The sequence below is a fragment of the Corynebacterium sp. c25Ua_47 genome, assembly GCF_039907205.1.
GTDB classification, from domain to species: domain Bacteria; phylum Actinomycetota; class Actinomycetes; order Mycobacteriales; family Mycobacteriaceae; genus Corynebacterium; species Corynebacterium hiratae.
On sequence record NZ_JASBOH010000007.1, the window covers coordinates 45,136 to 66,254 of the forward strand.

Annotated in this window: 25 protein-coding genes, 2 tRNA genes and 1 pseudogene; 7 read left to right on the plus strand and 21 right to left on the minus strand. The window is 58.2% G+C overall.

Going from position 1 to position 21,119, the window contains the following annotated elements:
- Positions 1-159 precede the first annotated feature (159 nt).
- Positions 160-663, minus strand: a complete 504-nt coding sequence (locus QKE52_RS07785; RefSeq protein ID WP_293775856.1) for a hypothetical protein — start codon at positions 661-663, stop codon at positions 160-162.
- Between the two features lie 145 nt (positions 664-808).
- Positions 809-2,059 carry an MFS transporter gene (locus QKE52_RS07790; RefSeq protein WP_293775858.1) on the minus strand — a complete coding sequence of 417 codons (1,251 nt, stop codon included), beginning with the start codon at positions 2,057-2,059 and terminating at the stop codon, positions 809-811.
- Positions 2,060-2,172: 113 nt separating this feature from the next.
- Here QKE52_RS07790 and QKE52_RS07795 point away from each other — a divergent pair, with 113 nt between their 5' ends.
- From QKE52_RS07795 to QKE52_RS07805, 3 genes are all read left to right on the plus strand, one after another.
- Positions 2,173-2,340, plus strand: a complete 168-nt coding sequence (locus QKE52_RS07795) for a hypothetical protein (protein WP_158010513.1) — start codon at positions 2,173-2,175, stop codon at positions 2,338-2,340.
- A 233-nt stretch (positions 2,341-2,573) separates the two neighbouring features.
- Positions 2,574-2,702, plus strand: a complete 129-nt coding sequence (locus tag QKE52_RS07800; protein ID WP_256381183.1) for a hypothetical protein — start codon at positions 2,574-2,576, stop codon at positions 2,700-2,702.
- Between the two features lie 77 nt (positions 2,703-2,779).
- On the plus strand, positions 2,780-2,992 hold the full coding sequence (locus QKE52_RS07805; RefSeq protein ID WP_175974228.1) for a hypothetical protein: 213 nt from the start codon (positions 2,780-2,782) through the stop codon (positions 2,990-2,992).
- 106 nt (positions 2,993-3,098) lie between these two features.
- Here the strand turns inward: QKE52_RS07805 and QKE52_RS07810 are convergent.
- The 4 genes from QKE52_RS07810 to QKE52_RS07825 form a co-directional block, all read right to left on the minus strand.
- Positions 3,099-3,189: transfer RNA gene (locus tag QKE52_RS07810), tRNA-Ser, on the minus strand.
- Positions 3,190-3,281: 92 nt separating this feature from the next.
- Positions 3,282-3,479, minus strand: coding sequence for a CsbD family protein (locus tag QKE52_RS07815; RefSeq protein ID WP_010188406.1), 198 nt, complete (start codon positions 3,477-3,479; stop codon positions 3,282-3,284).
- 92 nt (positions 3,480-3,571) lie between these two features.
- A complete protein-coding gene (locus tag QKE52_RS07820) occupies positions 3,572-4,012 on the minus strand; it encodes a nucleoside deaminase (RefSeq protein WP_293778662.1) in 441 nt (146 codons plus the stop codon).
- Positions 4,013-4,046: 34 nt separating this feature from the next.
- Entirely contained in the window at positions 4,047-4,550 is a 504-nt protein-coding gene (locus QKE52_RS07825) for a tRNA adenosine deaminase-associated protein (RefSeq protein ID WP_046648855.1), read from the minus strand.
- 39 nt (positions 4,551-4,589) lie between these two features.
- Between QKE52_RS07825 and QKE52_RS07830 the strand changes: the two genes are divergently transcribed.
- Complete coding sequence (locus tag QKE52_RS07830; protein WP_293778653.1) at positions 4,590-5,618, plus strand: prephenate dehydrogenase; 1,029 nt, start codon at positions 4,590-4,592, stop codon at positions 5,616-5,618.
- Positions 5,619-6,078: 460 nt separating this feature from the next.
- Here the strand turns inward: QKE52_RS07830 and QKE52_RS07835 are convergent, their stop codons facing one another.
- From QKE52_RS07835 to QKE52_RS07855, 5 genes are all read right to left on the minus strand, one after another.
- Positions 6,079-6,267, minus strand: a complete 189-nt coding sequence (locus QKE52_RS07835) for a hypothetical protein (protein WP_070516297.1) — start codon at positions 6,265-6,267, stop codon at positions 6,079-6,081.
- An 11-nt stretch (positions 6,268-6,278) separates the two neighbouring features.
- A complete protein-coding gene (locus QKE52_RS07840) occupies positions 6,279-7,397 on the minus strand; it encodes a trypsin-like serine protease (RefSeq protein WP_070679227.1) in 1,119 nt (372 codons plus the stop codon).
- Complete coding sequence (locus QKE52_RS07845) at positions 7,397-8,302, minus strand: DUF418 domain-containing protein (protein ID WP_046648860.1); 906 nt, start codon at positions 8,300-8,302, stop codon at positions 7,397-7,399. Before QKE52_RS07845 ends, QKE52_RS07840 begins: the two co-directional genes overlap by 1 nt.
- A 116-nt stretch (positions 8,303-8,418) precedes the next feature.
- On the minus strand, positions 8,419-8,898 hold the full coding sequence (locus QKE52_RS07850; RefSeq protein ID WP_046648880.1) for a hypothetical protein: 480 nt from the start codon (positions 8,896-8,898) through the stop codon (positions 8,419-8,421).
- Between the two features lie 108 nt (positions 8,899-9,006).
- Positions 9,007-9,471, minus strand: a complete 465-nt coding sequence (locus QKE52_RS07855) for a hypothetical protein (RefSeq protein ID WP_347948515.1) — start codon at positions 9,469-9,471, stop codon at positions 9,007-9,009.
- A 226-nt stretch (positions 9,472-9,697) separates the two neighbouring features.
- Here QKE52_RS07855 and QKE52_RS07860 point away from each other — a divergent pair, with 226 nt between their 5' ends.
- The gene (locus tag QKE52_RS07860) at positions 9,698-9,937 is read left to right on the plus strand and encodes a hypothetical protein (RefSeq protein ID WP_347948516.1); all 240 of its coding nucleotides are present in this window, start codon (positions 9,698-9,700) and stop codon (positions 9,935-9,937) included.
- A 219-nt stretch (positions 9,938-10,156) separates the two neighbouring features.
- Here QKE52_RS07860 and QKE52_RS07865 read toward each other — a convergent pair whose 3' ends face one another.
- Entirely contained in the window at positions 10,157-10,327 is a 171-nt protein-coding gene (locus QKE52_RS07865; protein WP_347948517.1) for a hypothetical protein, read from the minus strand.
- 68 nt (positions 10,328-10,395) lie between these two features.
- The gene (locus tag QKE52_RS07870) at positions 10,396-10,947 is read right to left on the minus strand and encodes a recombinase family protein (protein ID WP_347948518.1); all 552 of its coding nucleotides are present in this window, start codon (positions 10,945-10,947) and stop codon (positions 10,396-10,398) included.
- 888 nt (positions 10,948-11,835) lie between these two features.
- Here QKE52_RS07870 and QKE52_RS07875 point away from each other — a divergent pair.
- On the plus strand, positions 11,836-12,309 hold the full coding sequence (locus QKE52_RS07875) for a hypothetical protein (RefSeq protein WP_347948519.1): 474 nt from the start codon (positions 11,836-11,838) through the stop codon (positions 12,307-12,309).
- Between the two features lie 85 nt (positions 12,310-12,394).
- The gene (locus QKE52_RS07880; RefSeq protein ID WP_347948521.1) at positions 12,395-13,420 is read left to right on the plus strand and encodes an AAA family ATPase; all 1,026 of its coding nucleotides are present in this window, start codon (positions 12,395-12,397) and stop codon (positions 13,418-13,420) included.
- Positions 13,421-13,885: 465 nt separating this feature from the next.
- On the opposite strand, the gene QKE52_RS07885 is transcribed toward QKE52_RS07880, so the two are convergent.
- The 8 genes and pseudogenes from QKE52_RS07885 to QKE52_RS07920 all read right to left on the minus strand — a co-directional run bounded on the left by QKE52_RS07885 (position 13,886) and on the right by QKE52_RS07920 (position 21,115).
- On the minus strand, positions 13,886-14,881 hold the full coding sequence (locus QKE52_RS07885) for a site-specific integrase (protein WP_347948522.1): 996 nt from the start codon (positions 14,879-14,881) through the stop codon (positions 13,886-13,888).
- A gap of 288 nt (positions 14,882-15,169) precedes the next feature.
- Positions 15,170-15,242 (minus strand) — tRNA-Arg (locus tag QKE52_RS07890).
- 166 nt (positions 15,243-15,408) lie between these two features.
- Positions 15,409-16,492: pseudogene (locus QKE52_RS07895) on the minus strand (GTP-binding protein).
- Between the two features lie 42 nt (positions 16,493-16,534).
- Entirely contained in the window at positions 16,535-18,109 is a 1,575-nt protein-coding gene (locus QKE52_RS07900; RefSeq protein WP_175974216.1) for a DASS family sodium-coupled anion symporter, read from the minus strand.
- A gap of 237 nt (positions 18,110-18,346) precedes the next feature.
- A complete protein-coding gene (locus QKE52_RS07905) occupies positions 18,347-18,646 on the minus strand; it encodes a DUF202 domain-containing protein (protein ID WP_347948523.1) in 300 nt (99 codons plus the stop codon).
- Positions 18,643-19,005 (minus strand): DUF202 domain-containing protein, encoded by a 363-nt coding sequence (locus QKE52_RS07910; RefSeq protein WP_347948524.1) that lies wholly within the window; start codon positions 19,003-19,005, stop codon positions 18,643-18,645. Before QKE52_RS07910 ends, QKE52_RS07905 begins: the two co-directional genes overlap by 4 nt.
- A gap of 60 nt (positions 19,006-19,065) precedes the next feature.
- The gene (locus tag QKE52_RS07915) at positions 19,066-19,749 is read right to left on the minus strand and encodes a TrkA family potassium uptake protein (RefSeq protein WP_070524594.1); all 684 of its coding nucleotides are present in this window, start codon (positions 19,747-19,749) and stop codon (positions 19,066-19,068) included.
- A gap of 1 nt (position 19,750) precedes the next feature.
- Complete coding sequence (locus QKE52_RS07920) at positions 19,751-21,115, minus strand: potassium transporter TrkG (RefSeq protein ID WP_347948525.1); 1,365 nt, start codon at positions 21,113-21,115, stop codon at positions 19,751-19,753.
- Positions 21,116-21,119: the final 4 nt, after the last annotated feature.

Consider the following 21,119-nt stretch of genomic DNA (forward strand, 5'->3'; position numbering starts at 1 on the left):
CTAAGTAGGACAACCGTATCGACACACGACGTTTGAGTTCGTCCAGGAAAGCTTTCGGCATACTCTCAAATCCATGTTGTTGAGGGGTTTCGCCGTCATCAACCATGACACCGCAGAATAATGACCTTCCGGCGCAGTTGATAAATGGACTCTAGGTGGTCAAAGTTTTCTACGAAGCGGTATATAGGCAGTCCTAGGAGAGTCCCCGAAGACCGCAGTTGGATGCACTTTCCAATCCTCTCCTTCTCGGAGAAGCTGCTGTATTCCTGCTCTACAGAACATCCCGGCCCAGATCTGTGCTGCAGCCTTTCCGACGCGTTTGGTTACTCCTAAATGCACCGCCGCCGCGAACTCGCCATTCGCTCTGTCCGGCTGGTTTAACACCGACAAAACGAAGGCACAGGGATCTGCGCTTAGGCGTTTGATCGCATCATCAAATTCATCGGTGCGCGATGCGCGTCGCCATTGTGCAATCTCACCAGGCAGTACTAGTTCTTGAGCAGAATCAAATGTGTACCGCCCAATCAGGGAGGTTAAACCAAGTGCTGGTATATCGGATAATTCTTTTTCTGAGAAAGTCCCCACCTTCTCAAGATTCAATCGAATTTCACCGACCGTCTTTGCATCGGTTAATGCCCAGGCAAATAGTTCAACTTCTAACACGTCACATCCTTGGTAGAGACAGACCCCAGATTTACATGTGTAGCGCCTACTTTGGAAACTCCACTCACCTGAAGGCCTCTGCCCGAGAGCCGTGATGTTGTAGGCAAACTGGCCAATTGCACCCTTGCGATGCGTACTTACTTCATTACAAAGGAACAGCACCCTCAGCTATATCTGCCGTACGCGGCGAACGCGCCACAGGCAGGGACGACGCAACAGCTGCAACCACCAACGCAGCTGCCAAGGCAACCGCCGCAACACCAGGCTGAGAAGAAAGCGCCGCGAAAAGAATCATTCCAAGCGGGGTACCGGCGGTAAAGACCAGCTGATCCTTTGTTGCGAACTGATGCACCAGATCATCATCTCCCAAAGACTGCCCGAGAGAATCCCACGCAATGCCTGCCGCAGTCATCAACAAGGACGCAGCAGCACCAACTGCGGCGATGAGCACGAAGACAGAGGAGAATGCCAAAGCCAGGATCTGCCCGGCCAGAAGAATCAGCATCAGAATTTGCAAGGTGCCAAAACGCACCCGATCTAATGCCTTCAGAATTGTTGCGGCTGAGCCAATCAGCGAACCGACCGCAAGCGCAGTTGCCATAAACCCCCACGACTTTTCGTCGAAAGTATTCATAATCCATGTAGGTCCAGCACTTCCCAGGAAGCCGTTGACAATTGCCGCGACCAGCCAAGTGCCGAGCCCTACCCGCACCCAGCTCGGGAGTGTTGGGGCCGCAAGAGGCTTGTTCGGGCTCGATGAACCTGCGCTGTCCGGTTCTGGTTCAGCCGCTGCGACATTAGAGCTTTCGCCTGCTGGTTCCCTGCGCACTGAGAGAAACGGAAGAACAAAGAGCATGGCCACGAGGAAAGTGGCGCCGTCGATAAGCAATACCGTGTTGAATCCCAAGGTGAGCACTGCCGCTGTACCGATGAGTGGGCCGGCGATAAACAGCACATCACCGAGCATCGACAGGGTTCCATTGACGCGGGTGCGCTGCTCATCGGAAAACAGCTGCGACAAGAGACTAAACCTTGCTGGCCCAAAGAATGACGAGGCACAACCGTACACGCAGCTTGAGAGCGCGAACGCAGCAATGGAATCGCCGCGAGCCACCACCCACGCCACGAGTCCCCACTGCGCCAACATCCGAACGACATCACTACCCAGAATCCAGGTCACCGGCCGGTGAGGTGGCGGCAGCTTTCGGACCACTAAAGAACTAAGGAAACGGCCCGCCCACAGTGCGATAAGCACCACCGTCAAGCCGCGCCCCGACGGATCTACTCGGTGTGCCTGAAGCGCAAAAGCAATCGGGATGAGGCCGTCACCTAACCCGGAAACGACAGCGGCTGCGAAGACGAGCGAGAACGTAGCTTTAAAAGAAAGACTATTCATCAACCTCAACATTTTATAGTGCTACACTTCATAGTATTGAGCTATAGAGAGCCAGAATACATCCCCCCCTGTCCAGTCAAAGTTTTAACCCCTGAAGTGCTCTAGGAGACCCCATGTCCACTTTCGTCATCGTTGCCGTCGCGGCCATCCTTCTCATTGCCATCCCAGCAGGCATGATGAACCGACGGATTCACAAACGTACGGAAGACCACGACCCCGAGGCGCGCCAGGCCGCGCTGGATTTCCAAAGAGATGTTGATAGAGGCCGGGCCAGCTTCTAAAACACAAAAAGACCGGCACCCCAGAGCTAAGAGCTGGAGTGCCGGATGTGGCGGTGGCGGCGTAGTCCACGCTCACGACATCCTTGAGCACCGTTCCTGCGCACGCCGAAGGGAGGAGTGCCTAGGATTGCCTCAAAAAAATAGCGTCCAACAGCCAATTCTGCGGACGCATCAAAGCAGATGGACAATGGTCACCGTACGTTTACGTGAACACTGTCCCCTAAGGAATGACTGTGCAAATCTTTCTGATCCTGCTGGTAGCTTTCATAGCTGCACGGCTTCACTTCTTGGTCAAAGAAGTAGAAAAAACAAATGAACTTCTAGCCCTTCAGATTGAAGAAACCCGCCAAGGCGATACCTAAAGCATCGCCTACTGAATGCCTCACTTTTTCAGGGGTTAGGGGTCTAAATGTGTGACAAAAAGAAGGTACAGGAGCAAATGGGAAAAATTCTATTGGGCATCTCTATCGGTCTACTAGCGGGAGGAATCATTGCTTTTGTAGCGCTCTCCTATATTGACCTCACCGCGCCATTCTCCTGGGTAGTTTTCTTTTTCTCGGCGACCATCGTGGGAGCTATCGTCGACATGATTCTGCGGACAAAGAAATGCGAAGAAAACACTTCTGCCCCAGACAGTGATATCCACCCTTGATATCGCCCGCCATACAGGTCGAAGCCCAAGGCCCAAGAGGGGGCGGGCCGGCTTCTAAAACATAAAAAGACCGGCACCCCAGAGCTAAGAACTGGAGTGCCGGATGTGGCGGTGGCGGCGGGATTTGAACCCGCGGTTGGGGGTTACCCAACAATCGCTTTCGAGGCGATCACCTTCGGCCGCTCGGACACGCCACCGCGTTCCAGATTACGTCGAGTAACCCCGAGCGACAAAATCGCTGCCCACGCCAGGCGGCGCGGACAGCGATTCAGCTCTTTAAGGCTAGGAATTAGTCCTTGAGGTTACCGATGACCTCGTTGGCCTTATCCTTGACGCCCTCAACGGCGTCGGAAGCCTTCTGCTTGGCCTCGGAGGTGACCTGGTCGGCCTTGCCCTCGTTCTCCAGCTTCTCGTTGTCGCTTACGTTGCCAGCGGCTTCCTTAGCCTTGCCGACGAACTCGTCCTTCTTGTTCTCGAAATCACCCATGGTGTTCTCCTTACTCTCTACTTCTCTCACGTGGACCACCCAGCCTACACGCGAATCGGAAGGTGGATCCGAGACCACTTCCCAACTCAGGGCTAAGCGCCGCCGCGCAGACCCCCGAAGAAGCCCGTGAGCAGCTCCGCGCACTCCCCCTCCAGTACACCGCCGCGTACCTCGGGAACGTGGAGGGCGCCCGGGGCGCGCAATACCTCCACCAGCGAACCGCACGCCCCCGTCTTCGGCTCAAAGGCCCCGAAGACCACCGAAGACACCCGGGAAGCCTGAATCGCGCCCGCGCACATCGCGCAGGGCTCCAGGGTGACAACCAGCTCGCAGCCCTCCAGACGCCAACCATCGCCATGCACGCGCACCGCCTGGCGGATGGCTTCCACCTCTGCGTGTGCGGTGGGGTCATTCAGCTGCTCGCGGCGGTTAACGCCGGTGGCGAGTTCGTTGCCGGAGGCGTCGTAAAGCACGGCACCCACAGGGATATCCCCCGCCGGCGTGGTGCGCGCAACCTCCAGGGCGCGGCGCATGCGGGCCTCTGCGCGCACCAGCCCCGCTGCTGGTTTAAGAGTCATCCGAGTCGAGGCCGTCGATGAAATCCTCCAGCTCATCGCCAAAACCCAGCTCGCCGGCGATGCGCAGGAGCATATCGGAAGGCCAGTCCTCATCGTTGTCGATGATGTAGCCCACCTGGTCCTCATCGAGGCCGAGGTCCGCGAAGATATCGAAATCGCCGTCACCGTACGGGTCGGCGTCCTCCCACTCGTCTTCGTCTAAATCCGGGATCTCGAGATCGCGCAGGTCCAGGAAATCCGCGGCGAAGTCGTCCTCGGAGGCGTAGGTGGCGTCGGAAAGCAGCATGCGCACATCCCCCGGCACCGGGCGCACGACGACGAAATAGTCATCCTCCACGCACAGCAGCGCGAATGCCGCCCCCTCGGAACGCAGGTTGCGCACCGCTTTGATGGAGGTGTTGACGTCGGTGAAGTCATCCTTGAAAGGGCGAATCACCCAGCCGCCTTCGGCACTGGCAACGGTGATGGCAAAGGACAGATCGTCGTGGCTCATACCTCGTCAGATTAGTCGGGTTGTGCCACAATTGTCACCGTGAGTTCTCAAGATGTTCAACGCCCCGTCTGCATTATCGGCCTCGGTCTCATTGGAGGTTCCCTCCTGCGTGACCTAGCTGCTGCACACCATTCCGTGTACGGCTATAACCACTCCACTTCTGGTGCCCGAACGGCCATTAAGCAGGGCTACGACGTCACCGATGATCTGCCGGCCATCCTGCGGCGCGCCGAGGAGGACAATGCGCTTATTGTCATCGCGGTGCCCATGGATGCGGTTGCCTCGGTCCTCGACGCCATCCAGGAACACGCCCCGAGCTGCGGGTTGACGGATGTCGTCTCGGTCAAGACCGAGGTGCGCCAGCTCATTGTGGAGCGCAACATGCAGTCGCGCTACGTGGGCGGCCACCCCATGGCCGGTACCTCTAAGTCTGGCTGGGAGAACTCCCACACAGGGCTGTTCAACCGCGCTGCCTGGGTTATTACTTATGACTATGCCGCCGAGTGCGACGCGCGCGGCGAGCGCATCCCCACCGAATGGGAGAACACTTTTGCCGACGTGGTCCGCATGACCCAGATGGTCCACGCGGAGGCGGTTCCGGTGCGCGTGGCGAACCACGATGCCGCGGTTGCCCGCATTTCGCACTTGCCGCACGTGCTGGCGGAGACCCTCGCGGTGGTCGGCGATAATGGCGGCATTCTGGCGCAGTCCCTCGCGGCCGGCTCCTTCAAGGACGGCACCCGCGTGGCGGGCACTCGCCCGGATCTGGTTCGCCAGATGTGCGAGACCAATGCACCGGCACTGGTCCAGGCCCTCGACGAGGCTCTTGAGTTGCTGCAGGATGCGCGCGAATCGCTGGCCTCGGATAAGCCTTCCATCGCCGCGCTTGCCGACGCTGGCTTCCGCGCCCGCACCCGCATCGAAGCCCGATCCGGTGCTCGGAAGGAATCGGTCTCCCCGGTGAAGATTTCTTCCCGCCCGGTCTTGCGGCTGCACCCGGGTGCGCCGAACTGGGTGGCGCAGCTGCGCCAGACCGAGTCTTTGGGCGGGCGCATCGAGATTTTCTAGCCGGCTGGTCGGCTTCTAGGCCTGGCTTTCTTTCCTAGCAGGCGGTTTCTCGACGGGTTCGCGCACCTGGTTCCAGTCAAAAGGTTTGTTTGCCCCCAAACGAACCTTCTACCTGGTTAAAGATGGTTTACTTGCCTCCAAGGGAACCTTTTGACTAATGACTTCTGAGTGGAACCTTTTGCGTGCTGCTGGGCATGGGGCAGTTTCCAAAAGGCGTCTTGCAAATGGCATGTTGCAGATGGCATCTGTCAAAAGGCGTTTTCTCGCCTGAAAACGCCTTTTGGGGCGTGCAGATGGCGTTTTCAGCCCCAAAGATGCCTTTTAGTGGATGTCTTTTGTGGGGTGCCATCTGGTGACCGGCTGTGAGTAGCGTGCGCGGCAGCGTGGGACGGCGCGGGGCGGCACGACACGACGCGGTGTCGGGCAGCGTAGAGCGGTGACAAAGGGGGAGGTGGGGCGCTTAGTCGCGGAAGGTGTCGTCGCGACGTTTGCGGGCTTGGGACTCATCGCGCGTGATGCCGAGCAACGGGTAACCAGCAAAGCCCGCCGCTAGGCCCACCGGCAACATCCAGAGCATGCCGGAGGCCAGCCACAGCACCACACCAAGGATGGCACCGGCAATCAGACACGGAACGAGTTTCTCCTTCATGGAGAAACAGCCTAGTTGCTACCCCGCTCAGCACCAGATTTGCGGCGAAGCAAACGTGAAGCGATGGCTAGCACGATCAGGCCCACCACCCCAGTCACGCCGGCTGTCAGAGCTGCGGGCGCGCTGACCTGCATCGTTGCCGGCGGCGCCGGGGAGTTATCGGCGTTGAGAACTCCGTCGGTATCGCGGCCGCTGGTGACGTCCTCGATCCAATCGCGGACTTCGACCACGGACGTAATCGCCGCTGTTGGGGAAGGTAGGTCCGGGTCCGCATTCGATGTGCCAGCCGTGGCCACGCCCACGAGGCGACCATCGACAAAGAATGGGCCGCCGGAGTCGCCGCCCTGCATGCCCTCACCATTAAGGGACTTCACGTCCATGATGGCAGCGGCAATCATCGGGCCCACTCCCCCGAGTTCACCGGCCGGGATACTTTCCGCGCCGTCGGGTCCAACAGCGATCTCTGGCATGTCGCCGCCCTCCATTACCTGGGGTGCATCGGACGAACCAGGGGCGGGAGCGACCATTCCATCGGGAGCAGGCACTGCCATGTCACCAGGAGCCATGGCCCCGGAATCCCCCGGGGCCACCGGCGTCATCTTCTGGCCAGACTCGTCTGGGCTTGCCGGCGGGGTACCGCCGGATAGCAGTTCGCCTACTTCCATCTCTGCCATCGGTAGCTGGCCTTTGCGGGCCATGCGGGAGCTGCTGCTCCAGCCGTAGAAGTGCCCCTTCTCGCCGGCGGTGGGGACCGCATCCGCGAGCTTGGCTGGCTTGATGCCCTTGACGGGCTCGGTCAGGTGCATGAGGCCGGCGTCGATAGTCGGCGAAACAGCCCAGGAGTCCACGTCATACACGCGGGTGTCCTTGCCCTGGCCAAAGCGAGCCTGCGAGCCCTCGTTGTTGACGGACTCCAAGCAGTGGCGGGCAGTGAGCACCCACTGCTCGGCAACGAGCGTGCCGGTGCAATCGCCGAAGTTTCCGATCTTGCCCATGCGCAGCGCAGCCACGGCAGCGCTTTCCTCCGACTGCGGAGCGGGCTGGGCGAATTCCAAGGCCATGGCCGGCGCAGCGCCTAGCCCCACGACCAGAGCGCTGGCCACAACAGCAGTTATCTTTCGTGCCACCATTACGCGGCCACCTCCTTGATTGCCCAGGCCACGACCCTCTCGGCCGGGCCCTTTCCACAGAACTTCTTCCACAGCGCGCTCAGCACCAAGAACGCGAGCACAAAGCCCAGTGCCGCCATGGTGTTGTGCAGCGAGACGTGTGCTTGCCAGTAGCGTGCGGTGAGAATGTGCAGGATATAGATTGTCAACGACATCGAGCCCAATGCTGCGAAGGGGAAAGCCAAGCGTGGCAACTGACGGCCGATAATCAGGCACAGGTGCAACACCACCGCGGTGACTGCCACGGAGAGAAGGATTTCACCAAGCACACCCGTATGCCCGGTAAAGCGTAGCCAGCTGGGGATATCCGGGTTAAAGCGCTGCCACAGGCCGATGCCGGCAACGACGACGGCCACCGCGGTCACAACGGCTTGGATGCGGGTGGGGCGGGTGAGGTAGACGTCGTAAAGCAGCATGCCTGCCACCATGTACGCCAGGAATGCCACGAGGGGATAGACCTGCGGGAGGGTATAGGGCGCGTAGAGCACCGTGGCGCCCGCGGTGGCCAGCGCGAAGAGCAGGACCTTCCACACAGTGGCGAGCGGCGGCACCCAAGCGGTAAGAGCCATGGCTGCGCCCATCACGACGAGGACAACCTGAATCTCGCCGCCGACGGGCAACAGCGCCACGCCGATGAGCATGACTATCAGACCGCGGGCGACCAGTTTGAGGAAGACCCGCAGCGAATAATCGCGGGCAAGGATCATCATCGTGGTACCTGCAATGATGGCAAAGCCCGCCGCCGGCAGCCCGGAGAGCACCACTTTGGCGCTCCACACCAGGTTGGCCATGTGCAGAATAATCATCCCGATGATGGCCAAGGAACGTGCAATATCAAGGCCCACTATTCGGGCACGCGCTGACACCTATTCATCTCCTTGCAGTTGAAAACGTTTAAAGACCGACCAGTGGCTCTGGCCGGTCTTCTTATTTGTGTGCGTTTTCAGCTCTGCATTTCACTCAGCGCTGCGTGATATGCGTCTCAGCGGCTAAGGGCGATGGCTTTGCCATCGCGCACGAAGTAAATGCGCTCAGGGGTTGCGGAGGCATCGGGGTCCACCATCACCGTTACTGGACCTGCAAGAAGTTTCATGATGGCCCCGTCAGGTTGCGCACCAAAGCAGATTTTGTCCAACCTCAAATCCCGAGTGATTTCTAGCTGACCATCTCCGTTGCTCTCAAAGTGGAAACTGAGGATATCGCAGGAGAACTGCACGACCCGATCCCTAAAGTTCACGCGAAAGGAATCCGGCTGCTGCGCGGACTCCCACTCGGAATTCACCACGAACTCCATCTGCTGCGCATTGGCGGTGACCAGGCCTGCGGGCACGCCAGTAACAATGTTGCGCTGCGAGGATCCAGCTTCCGCTATGCCCGAGCTTCCCGGCAGCTCCGAGGAGCCGGCAAAAGAGAAGAGGGAGGAAATGAAAAGCAGGATAGCGGAGAGAATCGCTTGAATCATGGGCATCATTGTATCACTCCCAACCGACCAACCAGTGGCTCTGGCCGGTCTTCTCATTTCTGTTTGTTGTCAGCTCTGCGTTTCACTCAGCGCTGCGCGATATGCGTCTCAGCGGGTGAGCGTGATAGCTTTGCCATCGCCTACAAGGTAAATGCGCTCAGGGGTTGCGGAGGCATCGGGGTCCACCTTCACCTTCGCCGGTTCGGACAGGAACATAATGAAGGGAAGGTCGACTTTTCCTCTAGGGCAGGCCTTATCCGTCAACATGCTGAGCTCCACGCCGCCATCAACCAAGGTGAAGTCACCGCCGTTACAGGGCAGCCACGCCGTCTGGTTCTGGAAATTCAGGGAGAAGTCCTCTGGGCTCGCCTCAGACTCCCACCTGAAAGCAGTGATATGTTCCATCTGCTCATCGTTTGCTTCGACTAGTCCCCCGGGTGCGTCCGTGATGATGCCGTGCTGGGCGACGTTTAGCCCCCACGCCTCCGAGCTCCCCGCCAGCTCCGAGGAGCCCGCGTTAGAAAACAGCGAGGAGATGAATAGCAGAATGGCGGTGAGAATCGCTTTGATCATATTTCAGAACACTACCGGACTTGCCCAGCCCACAGAGCTGAAAACGAAAAAGCCGCCCGAAGGCGGCTGAGATTTGGTGCGCCCGGAGGGATTCGAACCCGTGGTTTATCCCTGTTGGTAAACGCACTGTTTAGCGGTGTTTTTAGCGCTCCTGCATTGGATAGCAACTCTACCAAACCATGCGCGTGCAATAAACGTGCAATAACTCGATTAAGGAGCGCCTGTAATGGATACAGCGACGAAGATGGACGGGCTAAGTATCCCGTTCTTGGTGAGCGTGAACAACGTGGAGGGACGGCTACAGCTATCGCATGATGCTGTGTTGCAAGACTGGCACCCGTTGGTGGCTCCGGTGTTGGAATACACCCGGCGCGCCGGGCTGTGCGTGCTGCACGATGACGAAGGCGATAACGACTATTTCGTTTCTGGTCGTGAGCGTGAAAGGTGGTTTATCCCCTGTGTTTAACTACGAACTCGAAGCGCTAGCCAACGGCGTTCGTCTTACCTACGAATTGCCGTATCCGAAGCATGTACCGGCGTCTGTAACCGAATGGATAGCTAGCCAAGATATGACGCGGATTAGTACCAGCGTTTCCGGAACTACAGCGACGCAGGTTTACGTAGCCTAGGAGCACGAGTGCCCCAGCCTTTTTCAAGGTACCGGGGCGTTTCTGGCTTTGTAGACTTATGCGCCTGCCATAGACGACATAAGAAGGGCCGGGCCTGCTGCGCTGGAACCAACGGCAAGGACAATTGCCGCTAGGCCACCGAAAAAGACGCCAGCGAGTGTTTTGAGGCTCTCCGGATTAAGCATTTCCGGATTGGTGATAAGCAGTTCCATTAGATTAGTAAGCATTTGAATTCCTTTGCTTTGGAGACAGAGACTTGCTCATATTACCCAACACACCCCGTGCACGGTGCGTTTTAGCTATTTTCCAAGGCACGATAAATGCTAGGACGTGAAACACCGTAGCGACGGGCGATTTCTGCGATTGATACGCCGTTGGCTTTAAGCTCTACAACTTCATCAACCTGTGCCGAGGTTAGTGATGGTTTACGGCCTTTGTATTTTCCTTTGGTCTTTGCAATGGCGATACCCTCGCGTTGGCGTTCTTTGATTAGTGAGCGCTCGAATTCCGCTACTGCACCAAGCATGTTGAGCAAAAGATTGTTCATTGCGGAGTCGTCACCATTGAAGATGAGACTTTCTTTAACGAACTGTACAGCAACGCCTTTGGTGTTTAGTTCTTCCACTATGCCGCGCAGGTCAACGATGTTGCGGGCGAGTCTGTCCATGGAGTGCACCACGAACACATCCCCCTTGCGGGCGTAGCGGATGGCGGCACTAAGCTGCGGGCGGTTTGCGTCTTTGCCGCTGGCTTTGTCCGTGAACATTTCGTCTACGTCTACGTCTGTTAACTGGCGTTCTTCGTTCTGGCCGTAAGAACTGACGCGTTGGTATCCGATTACTGACATTTGCTTAGTCTCCTTTGTGAGGGCGTGCCGGGGTGTACGTTAGAGTCTATAACCCGGCGTACACAGTGTCAATAAATGAGCATTGGCACCCTATCGTACAGGGGATACGTGCACCGCCTCCGGTGTCCGTAGGGGTATAGCCTATCGGACACCCTCGCAGGGACTACCGCGCACACACTGGGTTTGGACTAGGCAGGCTTTGCCGCAGGTTTGTGGCTGAGTTGGGATTGCAACACACAGGCTTGCACTTTGGCACGGGCAACAACGACAAGGAGCCGCCACGCTCCTAGCGTCCCCTGCTAACAGCACAGCACCCTTGTGCGGTTTATAAAGCTGCGGGTGCCTCCCGCGCTTCAAACAAGCGCCCGATAGGGGCAGGGGGTATACCCGCGCCCCCGCACTGTGACCGAGACGTATAGCGCCCGCAAGCCCGTGCCGGGGTTGCGAAGTCGATGAATATAATTCGCCAGCGAACTTGACAGTGGCCTACGACATGAGCTATACTGAGGAGTGCTCAGAAATGCCAGAATTCCCGGCAAGCTGCAACTTGGCGGGCTGGACTTTTTAATTCTGAGTTGATTTGTTTACCACAATGGGCGTTAGCCGCAACTTTAGTCGATGCATTGAGTTTACGCAAGCGCCCTCCGCTTTGAGAGAGGATGTTAAACGATTTCCAGATTTATCGCTACGCCAGAATTCCGTGCACGCCGGACGGAGCTGGCAGAAATTGGGCTACGCCAATGCATACGCTGCGGTGAGATAAAGCCCCTTGAATCCGGCTTTGACAACGACCGTAACGGAGCTAACGGCAAATCTGGCCGGTGCAAAGACTGTCGCAACACTAGCTCCCGTGAGCGTCACAACCGCAACGACGGACTACAAGGGGCATTGGATAACGGGTACAAGCGTGCTGCTAAGGCAGGCAGACGACGCAAGCGGTTCAGCGTTGAGCACCTGCTAAAGACATGGGAGCGCAACGGTATTGACCCGTGGAAGTGTTATTACACCGGCGTTGATTTAACCCGCGAATTTGGCCTACCGAACACGCGCCAGCTTGACCATATTGAAGCGTTGGCTGTTAAGGGTAGTGCTGGCCATACAGCCGGAAATATCGTGCCGTGCGCGGCTTCGTACAACGCTTACAAGCACGACCACCGCGCGGTAACGCGCTACCTCAATGCACCAGAGCACCTAACTCCGATTGCTTCATACGCCGGTCTAGGCGATGGCATGGCCGGTGTTGACGATTCCGGCACACCCCTTGTCCCGGCGCGTGCTGTGTTCACCAACACGGAGGATGACGCGATTACGCCGCCGCAAATGGGTTTCTGCCAGTGGCTAAAGACGTTTGCCTTAGCCTAGTTCCTGTTTTTGCCTGCCCCGGTGTGGATGCCCCGCACCGGGCCTTAGGCGTAGGTAACTAGTTTTCGAAATAAAGGAGGATTTATTGAATAACACTATCGGATACACAGATGACGAGGTACAGGCGATGGTGGATGAGTATTTTTCTTCACTACTGCCAGAACGTTCCGCACAGGATTGGCTGAATTTATTCGACAACGATTTAGATGAGTGGATTTACCCCGGCATTCTTTGCGATTCCTACACGATGTTCGTTGGTGCACCGAAGTCGGGGAAATCGCAGACCGCTGTAGAGGTAGCGGCAGCTATCACACGCGGCAGGCCTGTTCTTGGTGTGGATTCAACGCGCGGTAGCGCGCCGGGCAACGTTTTGTTCGTCACGACAGAGTCCAATGGCCCGAAGGAGAACCTGGGCCGTCTCATAGCCGCAGACGCTGACATTAGTCGCGTATGGATTGACCAAGCCGCCGCAGGCGGTACAGTGCCCGAACGTTCGTACACAGCCGCAGAGGCTGGCAACCTGGCCTTGGTAGTGGTTGACCACATTCCTGGCCTGTGCGCCAGCAGAGGCGTGGACACTAATTCCCTAGACGCGGTTGGGGTCATTCTGTCTGTGGCCAGCAGATTCAACGCTGCGAACGTTCCTGTGCTGTTCGTTCATCACGCAAACAAAGGCTACAACGGTGACCCCGTAGGCGCTGCGAGTGGACACAGTTCTATCGCTGGCCTTATGCGTCATCTTGTCGGATTCAAGATGGCGGGTAACAAAGCGTTTACCACGCTGCGGTTTAACGGCAATATCGCCGGTGGCTTTGATGAGCCTGTGAAGGTGTCCTTAGGCAACAATGGACGGTTAAGCCTGGTTGATTCGCAGCAACCGAAGGCGGCAACGGACACAGACGCTGCAGAGGCTGCTATGGCTGAGATTGCCAAGGCCATTCCTGGCCCCACCACAAAGAAGGCGGTGTGCGAAGCGGTGGCATCTGAGATGACCAAGCGCGGCTTCAAAAACAATCGCGGTACGCCGTACAGTGTCGAGTCGATTAAGAAGAAGCTCACCAGCATGAGCACTCTGGCATGGGATGCGAAGGAGGGATTTGTACAGTCCTAAGTTTTCCCGTTTTCTACGTTTGTGCAGGTTAAAGCGTTACTGTGCGGGAAACTGTTTTCCCTCCGGTTTATATTTCCGCAGGTCACAGGCGTGGGATTCGGGAAATCGGGCTCCTTATACACTCACTTCGTTCGTTAATCCTCTAGCGACAAACCTGTTTGGCGCTACGCTTTCTTCGGAGAGTGAGTATTAGCGACCGGCTTAGGCGGTCGTTGATACGAACGATGAACACCCCGGAGGGGGCAGGCTTATGGCTGCCCCACGTAGGGGACACGTACAAAGGATTGTTAAATCTGAGTGGAGCGGCGATTGTCCGCTCTACGAAGAACCAAGTGGACTAAGCAGAAGCGGTGAGCTTCGGCGTAGGACACCAAGGACTAATAATGTTCCGAAGGGGAAAGCAATAGCGCTTTCCCACGAAGGGTTACACACTGTCCTGTGCAATGAGCCTCATTGCCCTAACTGCTAATCGTCAAGGTCAACCCGGCGCATAAGCTCTACTGGCCGGGCCTCCCTTGACTTCATGTACACATTAACAATGGTTGATACATCCTCCTGGCCTAGGATACGGCCTATCTCCCTAGGTGTAGCGCCTGCCTCTGCAAGGCGCGTGATGATGAAATTACGGCCGTAGTGTGGCGTGATTGGCTTATCAATCCCGGCGCGCTGTTTAGCCCGGTTGAACACGCTGCGGTACGAAGTATCAAAGACCACCGCACCGGCTTCGGTAAGCGTTGTGTATTCCTCCGGATGCGTAGCAAAAGTTTTTAAGTGCCTAATCACCACTGGAACGAATTCACGAAGCAGCGGCACCGTTCGGTATCCGGCGTTTGTCTTAGGAGGATGAAGCGCCATCTTCACACCACCGTTGCCGTTGGGGACTCTGACTAGATTGCCCTCAACCCGAACACAAGCTCCGTTGGTGTCGAATACGAAGTTTTTGTTCTTCACGGCTAATGCTTCGCCAACCCGAAGTCCATGAAACAGACATAACACGGTTATGAGCCGGTAGCGCTCTGGCACGTTGTCCAGAATTGCCCTTAACTCTGCGGTGGTTGGAAGTTCTTTAGCCTTTGATTTAGCCCGTGTCCTGGCGGCGTTAATCGCCACCGGGTTCGTGGGCAGGTAACCGTATTCCACAGCCAGCGCTATCGCAGCTCTGAGTTTGTGATACGCCCTAGCATTGCGGTGGTTCGATGCCGGAAATGCCTGTACGGTCTCCTGCCACCACGCCGCGACGGCCACCGGCGTGAGCTTATCCACCGGGATAGCGCACAGCGTTTCATTTTCTAGCACCCGTGCTGTAACGATTTCTTCGTACGCCTTGTACGTTGAATCCCGCACCTGTGGTTTGGTCAATGCCAGCCAGTGCCTCACCATTTCGCCTACCGTAGGAATTTTGGTTTGTGCTTTCTTCACCACAGGCGGCTCCCACGCACCTAGGTCAATCTCCTTGCGCACCGCAGCTAACCATGCCAATGCGTCTAGCCGGTCTCTGAACGTGTGCGGCGCTTTGTAGCGTTGTTTATCCGGCCCTTGGTACGTGGCCTGCCAGCGTCCGCTTGGTAATTCGCGCGTAGCGCCCCATGAATTCCGTGCCATTAGCGTGCAACATCTCCCCCGATACATGTACGCGGGCGGGGTACACGTGTCGGTGGTTGAGTTATACTGAAATCGCCCTGTGCAGGGGATACGCTAGAAACACAAAGAGGCCAAACCCCCGAAAAGGGGGCCTGACCTGCTGTTTTGTGCGCCCGGAGGGATTCGAACCCCCAACCTTCTGATCCGTAGTCAGATGCTCTATCCGTTGAGCTACGGGCGCAGTCCGTTGGTCCGCAGTGCTTGACGCCGGAGCGTGTGTGCTCTGCTGTGCAACGAGGAATAACTATACCCACACTCCAGAAAACTAACAAATCCCGATGTCAATGCATGTTTTCAACCCAAGAAATAGGCATAGCAATTCACCCCACGTTCACCTTAAGAAGGGGCTAGACGAGGGCGGCCACTTCGGCGTCGGAAAGCACGGCGTCACGGAAGGACTGAAGCGTGGACTCGTGGTCGAAGTCGATGCCAATGAGCACTAGTTCTGTGCCGGGAGTGACGCCGTTGGCAGCCCACAAGGAGGCCGGCATGATCTGCAAGTTAGGTCCAGCCTGCTGCCAGGTGTGAGCCACGCGCAGATCGGTATCCATCCAGCAATAGCCCTTCGAGCGCACCAGGCCTGTGCTGGCACGCAAGGCCTTGAGCAGGCGCTCGCGGTTGAAAGGACGGTCAGCGCGGAAGACCACCGAAGAGATGCCATACTCTTCGGTTTCGGGGGCGTGCGGGTTCGCCAGCTCCTCGGCGTAGCCGTGGTAGGTCGCGGCGGTGGCGGCGTCGTAAAGGTGGGCGTCGAGAACCAGCGCGGGATCGATGACCCCGTTGGTCACCGGCACGACGCGGGCGCGGAGGTTCATGGCACGCACGGTGGCGATGACGCGCTCGGTTTCGGCGGCCTCCACCAGGTCCGTCTTGGTGATGAGGATGAGATCGGCGAACTCAACTTGATCCACGAGGAGATCGGCGATGGTGCGGTCGTCGTCAGGCGTGGCCTCAATGTTCTCGGAGACTAGGCTGCGGCCGCGGCGAAGATTAGTCAGGAACAAGATTAGTCAGGAACGTGGAGGCATCGACGAGGGAGACCATGGTGTCGATAGGGGCAACGTCGGCAAGCGTGGCGCCGTCTTCAAACTTCCACTCAAAGGTGGCGGCGACGGGCATGGGCTCGGAAATACCGGTGGATTCGATGACGATCTGATCGAAACGGCCGGAACGGGCCAGCTTGCCGACGGACTCAATAAGATCCTCGCGCAACGTACAGCAAATGCAGCCGTTGGAGAGCTCAACGAAGCGGTCTTCGCCGCGTTCAAGATGACCCTCGCCAGCGACGAGGGCGGCATCGATATTGACCTCGGAGAAGTCGTTGACAAGGACTGCCAGCTTGCGCCCCTCGCGGTTGGCCAACAGGTGGTTGAGAAGGGTGGTCTTTCCGCTGCCTAAAAATCCGGACAGCACGGTAACGGGTGTAGCCATCCCGTAATGATAATGTTTTTCATCAAGGGATGGCTACGTCAGCTAGACCGCGAGGCCGAAAATAGGCACCGCCAGCAGGTAAACGGTCAGGGTAATGAGGAAGATGCCGATGATATTGAGACCCAGACCGCCCTTAATCATTTCACCAATCTTGACGTAGCCAGAGCCGTACGCAATGGCGTTCGGCGGGGTAGCCACGGGCAACATGAATGCACACGTTGCCGCGAGCGCCACCGGGATGGTGAGGAGGAGGACGTTGACGTCACCGTCAGCGGTCAGACCAACGCCCACCGCGACGCCGCCCATGATCGGAATGAAGGTCGCGGCAGTTGCGGTGTTAGAAGTGATTTCCGTAAGGAAGAGCACCAGCGCAGCCACGGCAGCCACGATGAGCACGACCGGCAGGACGCTAAGCCCCTTAGCCATCTCACCAATCCATAGGGACAGGCCAGACTGATTGAACATTGCCGAAAGCGATAGGCCACCACCAAACAAGAGGAGCACGTCCCACGGCATCTCGTTCGCCGTCTCCCAGTCCAGGAGGCGGATACGGCGCTCGTTGTCCGCCGGCAAGATGAAAAGCAGAATACCGGCTGCAATACCTACGATGGCGTCATCGTAGTTGTCGAATTCCTTAAGCACGAGCGGCAGGGTCACCCAGGAAGCGGCGGCGAGCAGGAAGATAATACCCGTCATGATTTGGGGGCGGGTCCACGGGCCGAGGGCCTCAATTTCCTCATCAATAAGCTCGCGCCCACCCGGAATCTCCTTCATCTCCGGCTGAAAGATGGTGATGAGCAGGAACCACGCGATGAGCAGGAAAATGGCGGCCAGCGGCACACCTACAGCCATCCAGCGACCAAAGCCGAGGGTCACACCCCAGGTATCCGCCATATACGCATTGAGGAAGGCATTCGGCGGGGTGCCGATGAGCGTGCCCAGCGAGCCAATGGACGCCGAGTACGCGATACCAAGCATGAGAGCAGTGGCGAACTTCTTCTGCTTATCCCAACCACCAACGGTCTCCGCAGTCAGCGCCAGCACTGACGTACCAATCGGCAGCATAACCACGGCGGTTGCAGTGTTAGAGACCCACATGGACAAGAATCCAGTAGCCACCATAAAGCCCAAAATGAGACGCTTGGGCGAGGTACCAATCAGCTTCACCACGTAAAGTGCAAGGCGGCGGTGAAGGTTCCAGCGCTGCAGCGCAAGGGCTACAAGGAAGCCTCCCATGAACAGGAAGATAGTGGCGGAGGCATACGGTGCACCGACTTCCTTGATGGCACCCACACCAGCTAGCGGGAAGATAACCAACGGCAACAGTGCCGTAGCGGCCAACGGAATGGCCTCCGTCATCCACCACACGCCCATCAGAATGGTCACGGCGGCTACAGCACGCAATGCACCCTGGGTGTATTCGGTGTCTTCCTTAGCGCCGGGTGATTGCAACACCGTATCAACAGCGTTGCTGGGGAAGATGAACCACACAAGAATGGCTAATGCGAGACCGACAATGAGGCCAATAGCCATGCGGCGCCAGTCTTTGCGGTCGACACCGCGATCGTCCTCGCCCTCCGTGTGCGCGGTTGAGACGTGAGTTTGCGGGGTAGTCATCTGCCCCCTCCTTTTCCTGGTTAACCAGCCCCCATTCAGCCGAGAGAGTTATCGGGATCACCGAATGGGCCTACACGTTCAGGCTATCGAGACCACAGACAACCAACAAACACTTTCGTCTCATTACCCCCACTAAAGAACCAAATTCACCCCTGTTTGCAAAACTTTTTGCAGATTAGCTGCAAAGAATTCTCACCAATGTGTGGGCAACCCCTTTAAGATTCGCGTTGAGCACCGCTACCAGATAGCGGCGAAGGCCACCGCGCCAAGAAGCATCGTCCCCAGCGTAACGGCGGCCAGCGCTGGGGCCCCGGGCAGGATAGGTGATGAAGTCTGGGCGAGGATCTCGTCAACATGGCGAAGCTTGGCGGTGGCCAACCACAGCACAACACCCACTACTACTCCAACAATCAGAGCCGCCCATGGCGCAACGGAACGCACGACGAGCAAACCAGCAACAAGACCTGCGAGCCCCGTGCGCTGCCAGGCTAAGCGGGTGCGCTCGGGTTGGAGGCCGGGATCAAAAAGCTCGCTCACGCTAGCAGCTCGCCCACCAGAATCATCAGGCCGATGATGATCACCACACCAACAATCAACGCCAACGCCGGGCTGGCCGGGAGCGGACGCCCCTGACGCATCGCTCGTTCCGAAGCACCCCAGTGAAACCATGCCACCGCCGGCAGGACGATGGCCACGATCAGCATGATGACGGAGACGACGCGGGTCAGCGTCGTGTTCAACGGCAGCTCGAAGGTCTCCAGGGCCACACCACCGGCGATAAAGGCCAACGACGTGCGGATCCACGCAAGGAACGTGCGCTCATTGGCCATGCTGAAGCGCGGGTCGGGTTCCTCCCCTGTTCCATACACCGAGCCCGGGAAACGTGCCTTCGTCATAGGCGCTACTGTAGCGTCCGACGCTTCATTCCACAGCGCGCAGCACCCCAAGCGCCGCGCTTAAGACTGCGAGAAGGCCTCCAGATCCGCGGGGCTACCGGCGACGACGATGAGGTCGCGGTGGGTGAGCTCGGTGCCGTCGACAAGCGGGCGCCACTGGCCAGGCCCCTCACAGCGGGAGATGAGCTGAACGTTGTGTGCTTCCCACACCTGGTGCAGGTTGAGCGGGTGCTTGCTTATCGACGCCGGCGGGGTCATCGCCGTCACGCCATAATCAGTGGCGATCTCCGCAAAATCCTCGAAGCGACCACCCAGCAGGTGCGCCACGCGGCGACCAGTATCGCGCTCTGGGCGGATAACGTGGTGCACTCCCAGTTGGCGCAGGATACGGGCGTGCGCATCCGAATCCGCCTTGGCCCAGATATCGCCTACCCCCAGTTCCACCAAGTTCGAGGCGGTGAGGATGGAATCCTCCAAGTCGGAGCCGATGGCCACGACCACGCGTTCCACTTCATCAACGCCCAGCTGACGGAGGGCCTCGGCGTCGGTCGTATCCGCGGTCACCGCCTCGGTGAGATACGCGGCATATTCGCGCACGTGTTTCTCCTCGGCATCGATGCCAAGAACCTCCACGCCGTGCTCCATCAGTTCACGGGCTAGGGAAGAACCGAACCGCCCCATACCAATGACGACGACCGGCGGGATATTGATGGAAGACTTTTCACGCCGCAGGGCGCTGAACATGTTAGCCAATGAACGGCCTTTCTTCGGGGTAGCGGTAGCGCAGGCTAATAGTCCGGGCGGCCAGTGCCGCCACGAAGGTGGTAGGGCCTACGCGGCCAACGTACATGATGAGACACAGCATGAGCTGCGATGGTGCGGACAAACTTGCAGTAATACCCGTGGACAAACCCACGGTGGCGAAGGCGGACATGACTTCGAACGTGACCTGGTCCGCGGTGAACTCGGGATCCCAGACGCGCAGCGTCGCCACGCCTACGGCAACGACGATCATTCCGGCGGCCGTTAGCGCGAGGGCCTGCCGGAAGGTGGACAGCGGCAAGCGGCGGTGCCCGATAGACGTGTCCTCGCGGCCCAAGAATTCCGAGATCATGGCGGCACCCAGCACGCAGGCTGTGGTGACCTTGATGCCACCCGCCGTACCGGCGGAGCCGCCGCCGATGAACATCAAGATGTCCGTAACCATCAGCGTCAACGGGTGCGCTTCCCCATAGTCGATGGCGTTAAAACCCGCCGTTCGGGGCGAAGCGCTCATGAAGAAGGCGTTGATGATCTTCTGTCCCAACGGCATCCCGTTCAGCACACCGGAGCCCTCAGAGAGGAAGAAGACCACGGTGCCACTAAGCAGCAAGAACGCGGTGGCGCCCAGCGTCATCCGGGCGGTCATGGACATGCGGTGAATGCGTGGCGTGCCACCACGCCAGCGCGTTAGCCGCGCGCGGGCCCGTCGCACGAACTCCGCCAGCATGGGATAGCCTAAGCCACCCGTAATCAGGGCGAAAGCGAGGGGCAGCAGGATCCAACCATCAGCAGCAAAGGAAACGACGCTATCGGAATAGGTACTGAACCCGGCGTTGTTGAAGGCCGAAATAGCGTGGAAGATGCCTTCCCACACCGCGCGTCCTGGTGCTACTCCGTGTTCGGTGGCTAAACGCACGCCGATAAATACGGCAACGATGGCCTCGCAGATCAGAGTCATCACCAAGGTAAGCAGCAAGGCGCGGCGAATTCCGCCCGAAGTCACGGCGCGGCCCTCCGCAGCCATGGTTCGGCGAGCTTTAAAGCTGATTCGGCCGGTCAACAGCATGCCCGACAGCGACGCCAAACTCATGATGCCGAGGCCGCCCAGCTGGATGAGCGTGATAATGACCACTTGGCCGAAGGGCGTCCAGTAAGTTCCGGTGTCCTCCACCACGAGACCCGTCAAAGAGACCGCTGAGGTTGCCGTAAAAAGTGCCGGCAAAAACGGAGTCCACTGCGGAACGTTGGCGGAAATCGGCAGCATAAGAAGCACCGTTCCCACAAGGATAAGCAGAATAAAGCCCGCGGCGGTGAGCCGAGCTGGGCCCAGGAAATGACCGCGTTTCACAGCG

What these genes read in the sequence shown, in the direction of transcription:
- QKE52_RS07790 (WP_293775858.1), bottom strand. Translation starts at nt 2,059, where the DNA reads ATGAATAGTCTTTCTTTTAAAGCTACGTTCTCGCTCGTCTTCGCAGCC.
- QKE52_RS07795 (WP_158010513.1), top strand. Translation starts at nt 2,173, where the DNA reads ATGTCCACTTTCGTCATCGTTGCCGTCGCGGCCATCCTTCTCATTGCC.
- QKE52_RS07805 (WP_175974228.1), top strand. Translation starts at nt 2,780, where the DNA reads ATGGGAAAAATTCTATTGGGCATCTCTATCGGTCTACTAGCGGGAGGA.
- QKE52_RS07815 (WP_010188406.1), bottom strand. Translation starts at nt 3,479, where the DNA reads ATGGGTGATTTCGAGAACAAGAAGGACGAGTTCGTCGGCAAGGCTAAG.
- QKE52_RS07820 (WP_293778662.1), bottom strand. Translation starts at nt 4,012, where the DNA reads ATGCGCCGCGCCCTGGAGGTTGCGCGCACCACGCCGGCGGGGGATATC.
- QKE52_RS07825 (WP_046648855.1), bottom strand. Translation starts at nt 4,550, where the DNA reads ATGAGCCACGACGATCTGTCCTTTGCCATCACCGTTGCCAGTGCCGAA.
- QKE52_RS07835 (WP_070516297.1), bottom strand. Translation starts at nt 6,267, where the DNA reads ATGAAGGAGAAACTCGTTCCGTGTCTGATTGCCGGTGCCATCCTTGGT.
- QKE52_RS07840 (WP_070679227.1), bottom strand. Translation starts at nt 7,397, where the DNA reads ATGGTGGCACGAAAGATAACTGCTGTTGTGGCCAGCGCTCTGGTCGTG.
- QKE52_RS07850 (WP_046648880.1), bottom strand. Translation starts at nt 8,898, where the DNA reads ATGATTCAAGCGATTCTCTCCGCTATCCTGCTTTTCATTTCCTCCCTC.
- QKE52_RS07855 (WP_347948515.1), bottom strand. Translation starts at nt 9,471, where the DNA reads ATGATCAAAGCGATTCTCACCGCCATTCTGCTATTCATCTCCTCGCTG.
- QKE52_RS07860 (WP_347948516.1), top strand. Translation starts at nt 9,698, where the DNA reads ATGGATACAGCGACGAAGATGGACGGGCTAAGTATCCCGTTCTTGGTG.
- QKE52_RS07865 (WP_347948517.1), bottom strand. Translation starts at nt 10,327, where the DNA reads ATGCTTACTAATCTAATGGAACTGCTTATCACCAATCCGGAAATGCTT.
- QKE52_RS07870 (WP_347948518.1), bottom strand. Translation starts at nt 10,947, where the DNA reads ATGTCAGTAATCGGATACCAACGCGTCAGTTCTTACGGCCAGAACGAA.
- QKE52_RS07900 (WP_175974216.1), bottom strand. Translation starts at nt 18,109, where the DNA reads ATGACTACCCCGCAAACTCACGTCTCAACCGCGCACACGGAGGGCGAG.
- QKE52_RS07910 (WP_347948524.1), bottom strand. Translation starts at nt 19,005, where the DNA reads ATGACGAAGGCACGTTTCCCGGGCTCGGTGTATGGAACAGGGGAGGAA.
- QKE52_RS07915 (WP_070524594.1), bottom strand. Translation starts at nt 19,749, where the DNA reads ATGTTCAGCGCCCTGCGGCGTGAAAAGTCTTCCATCAATATCCCGCCG.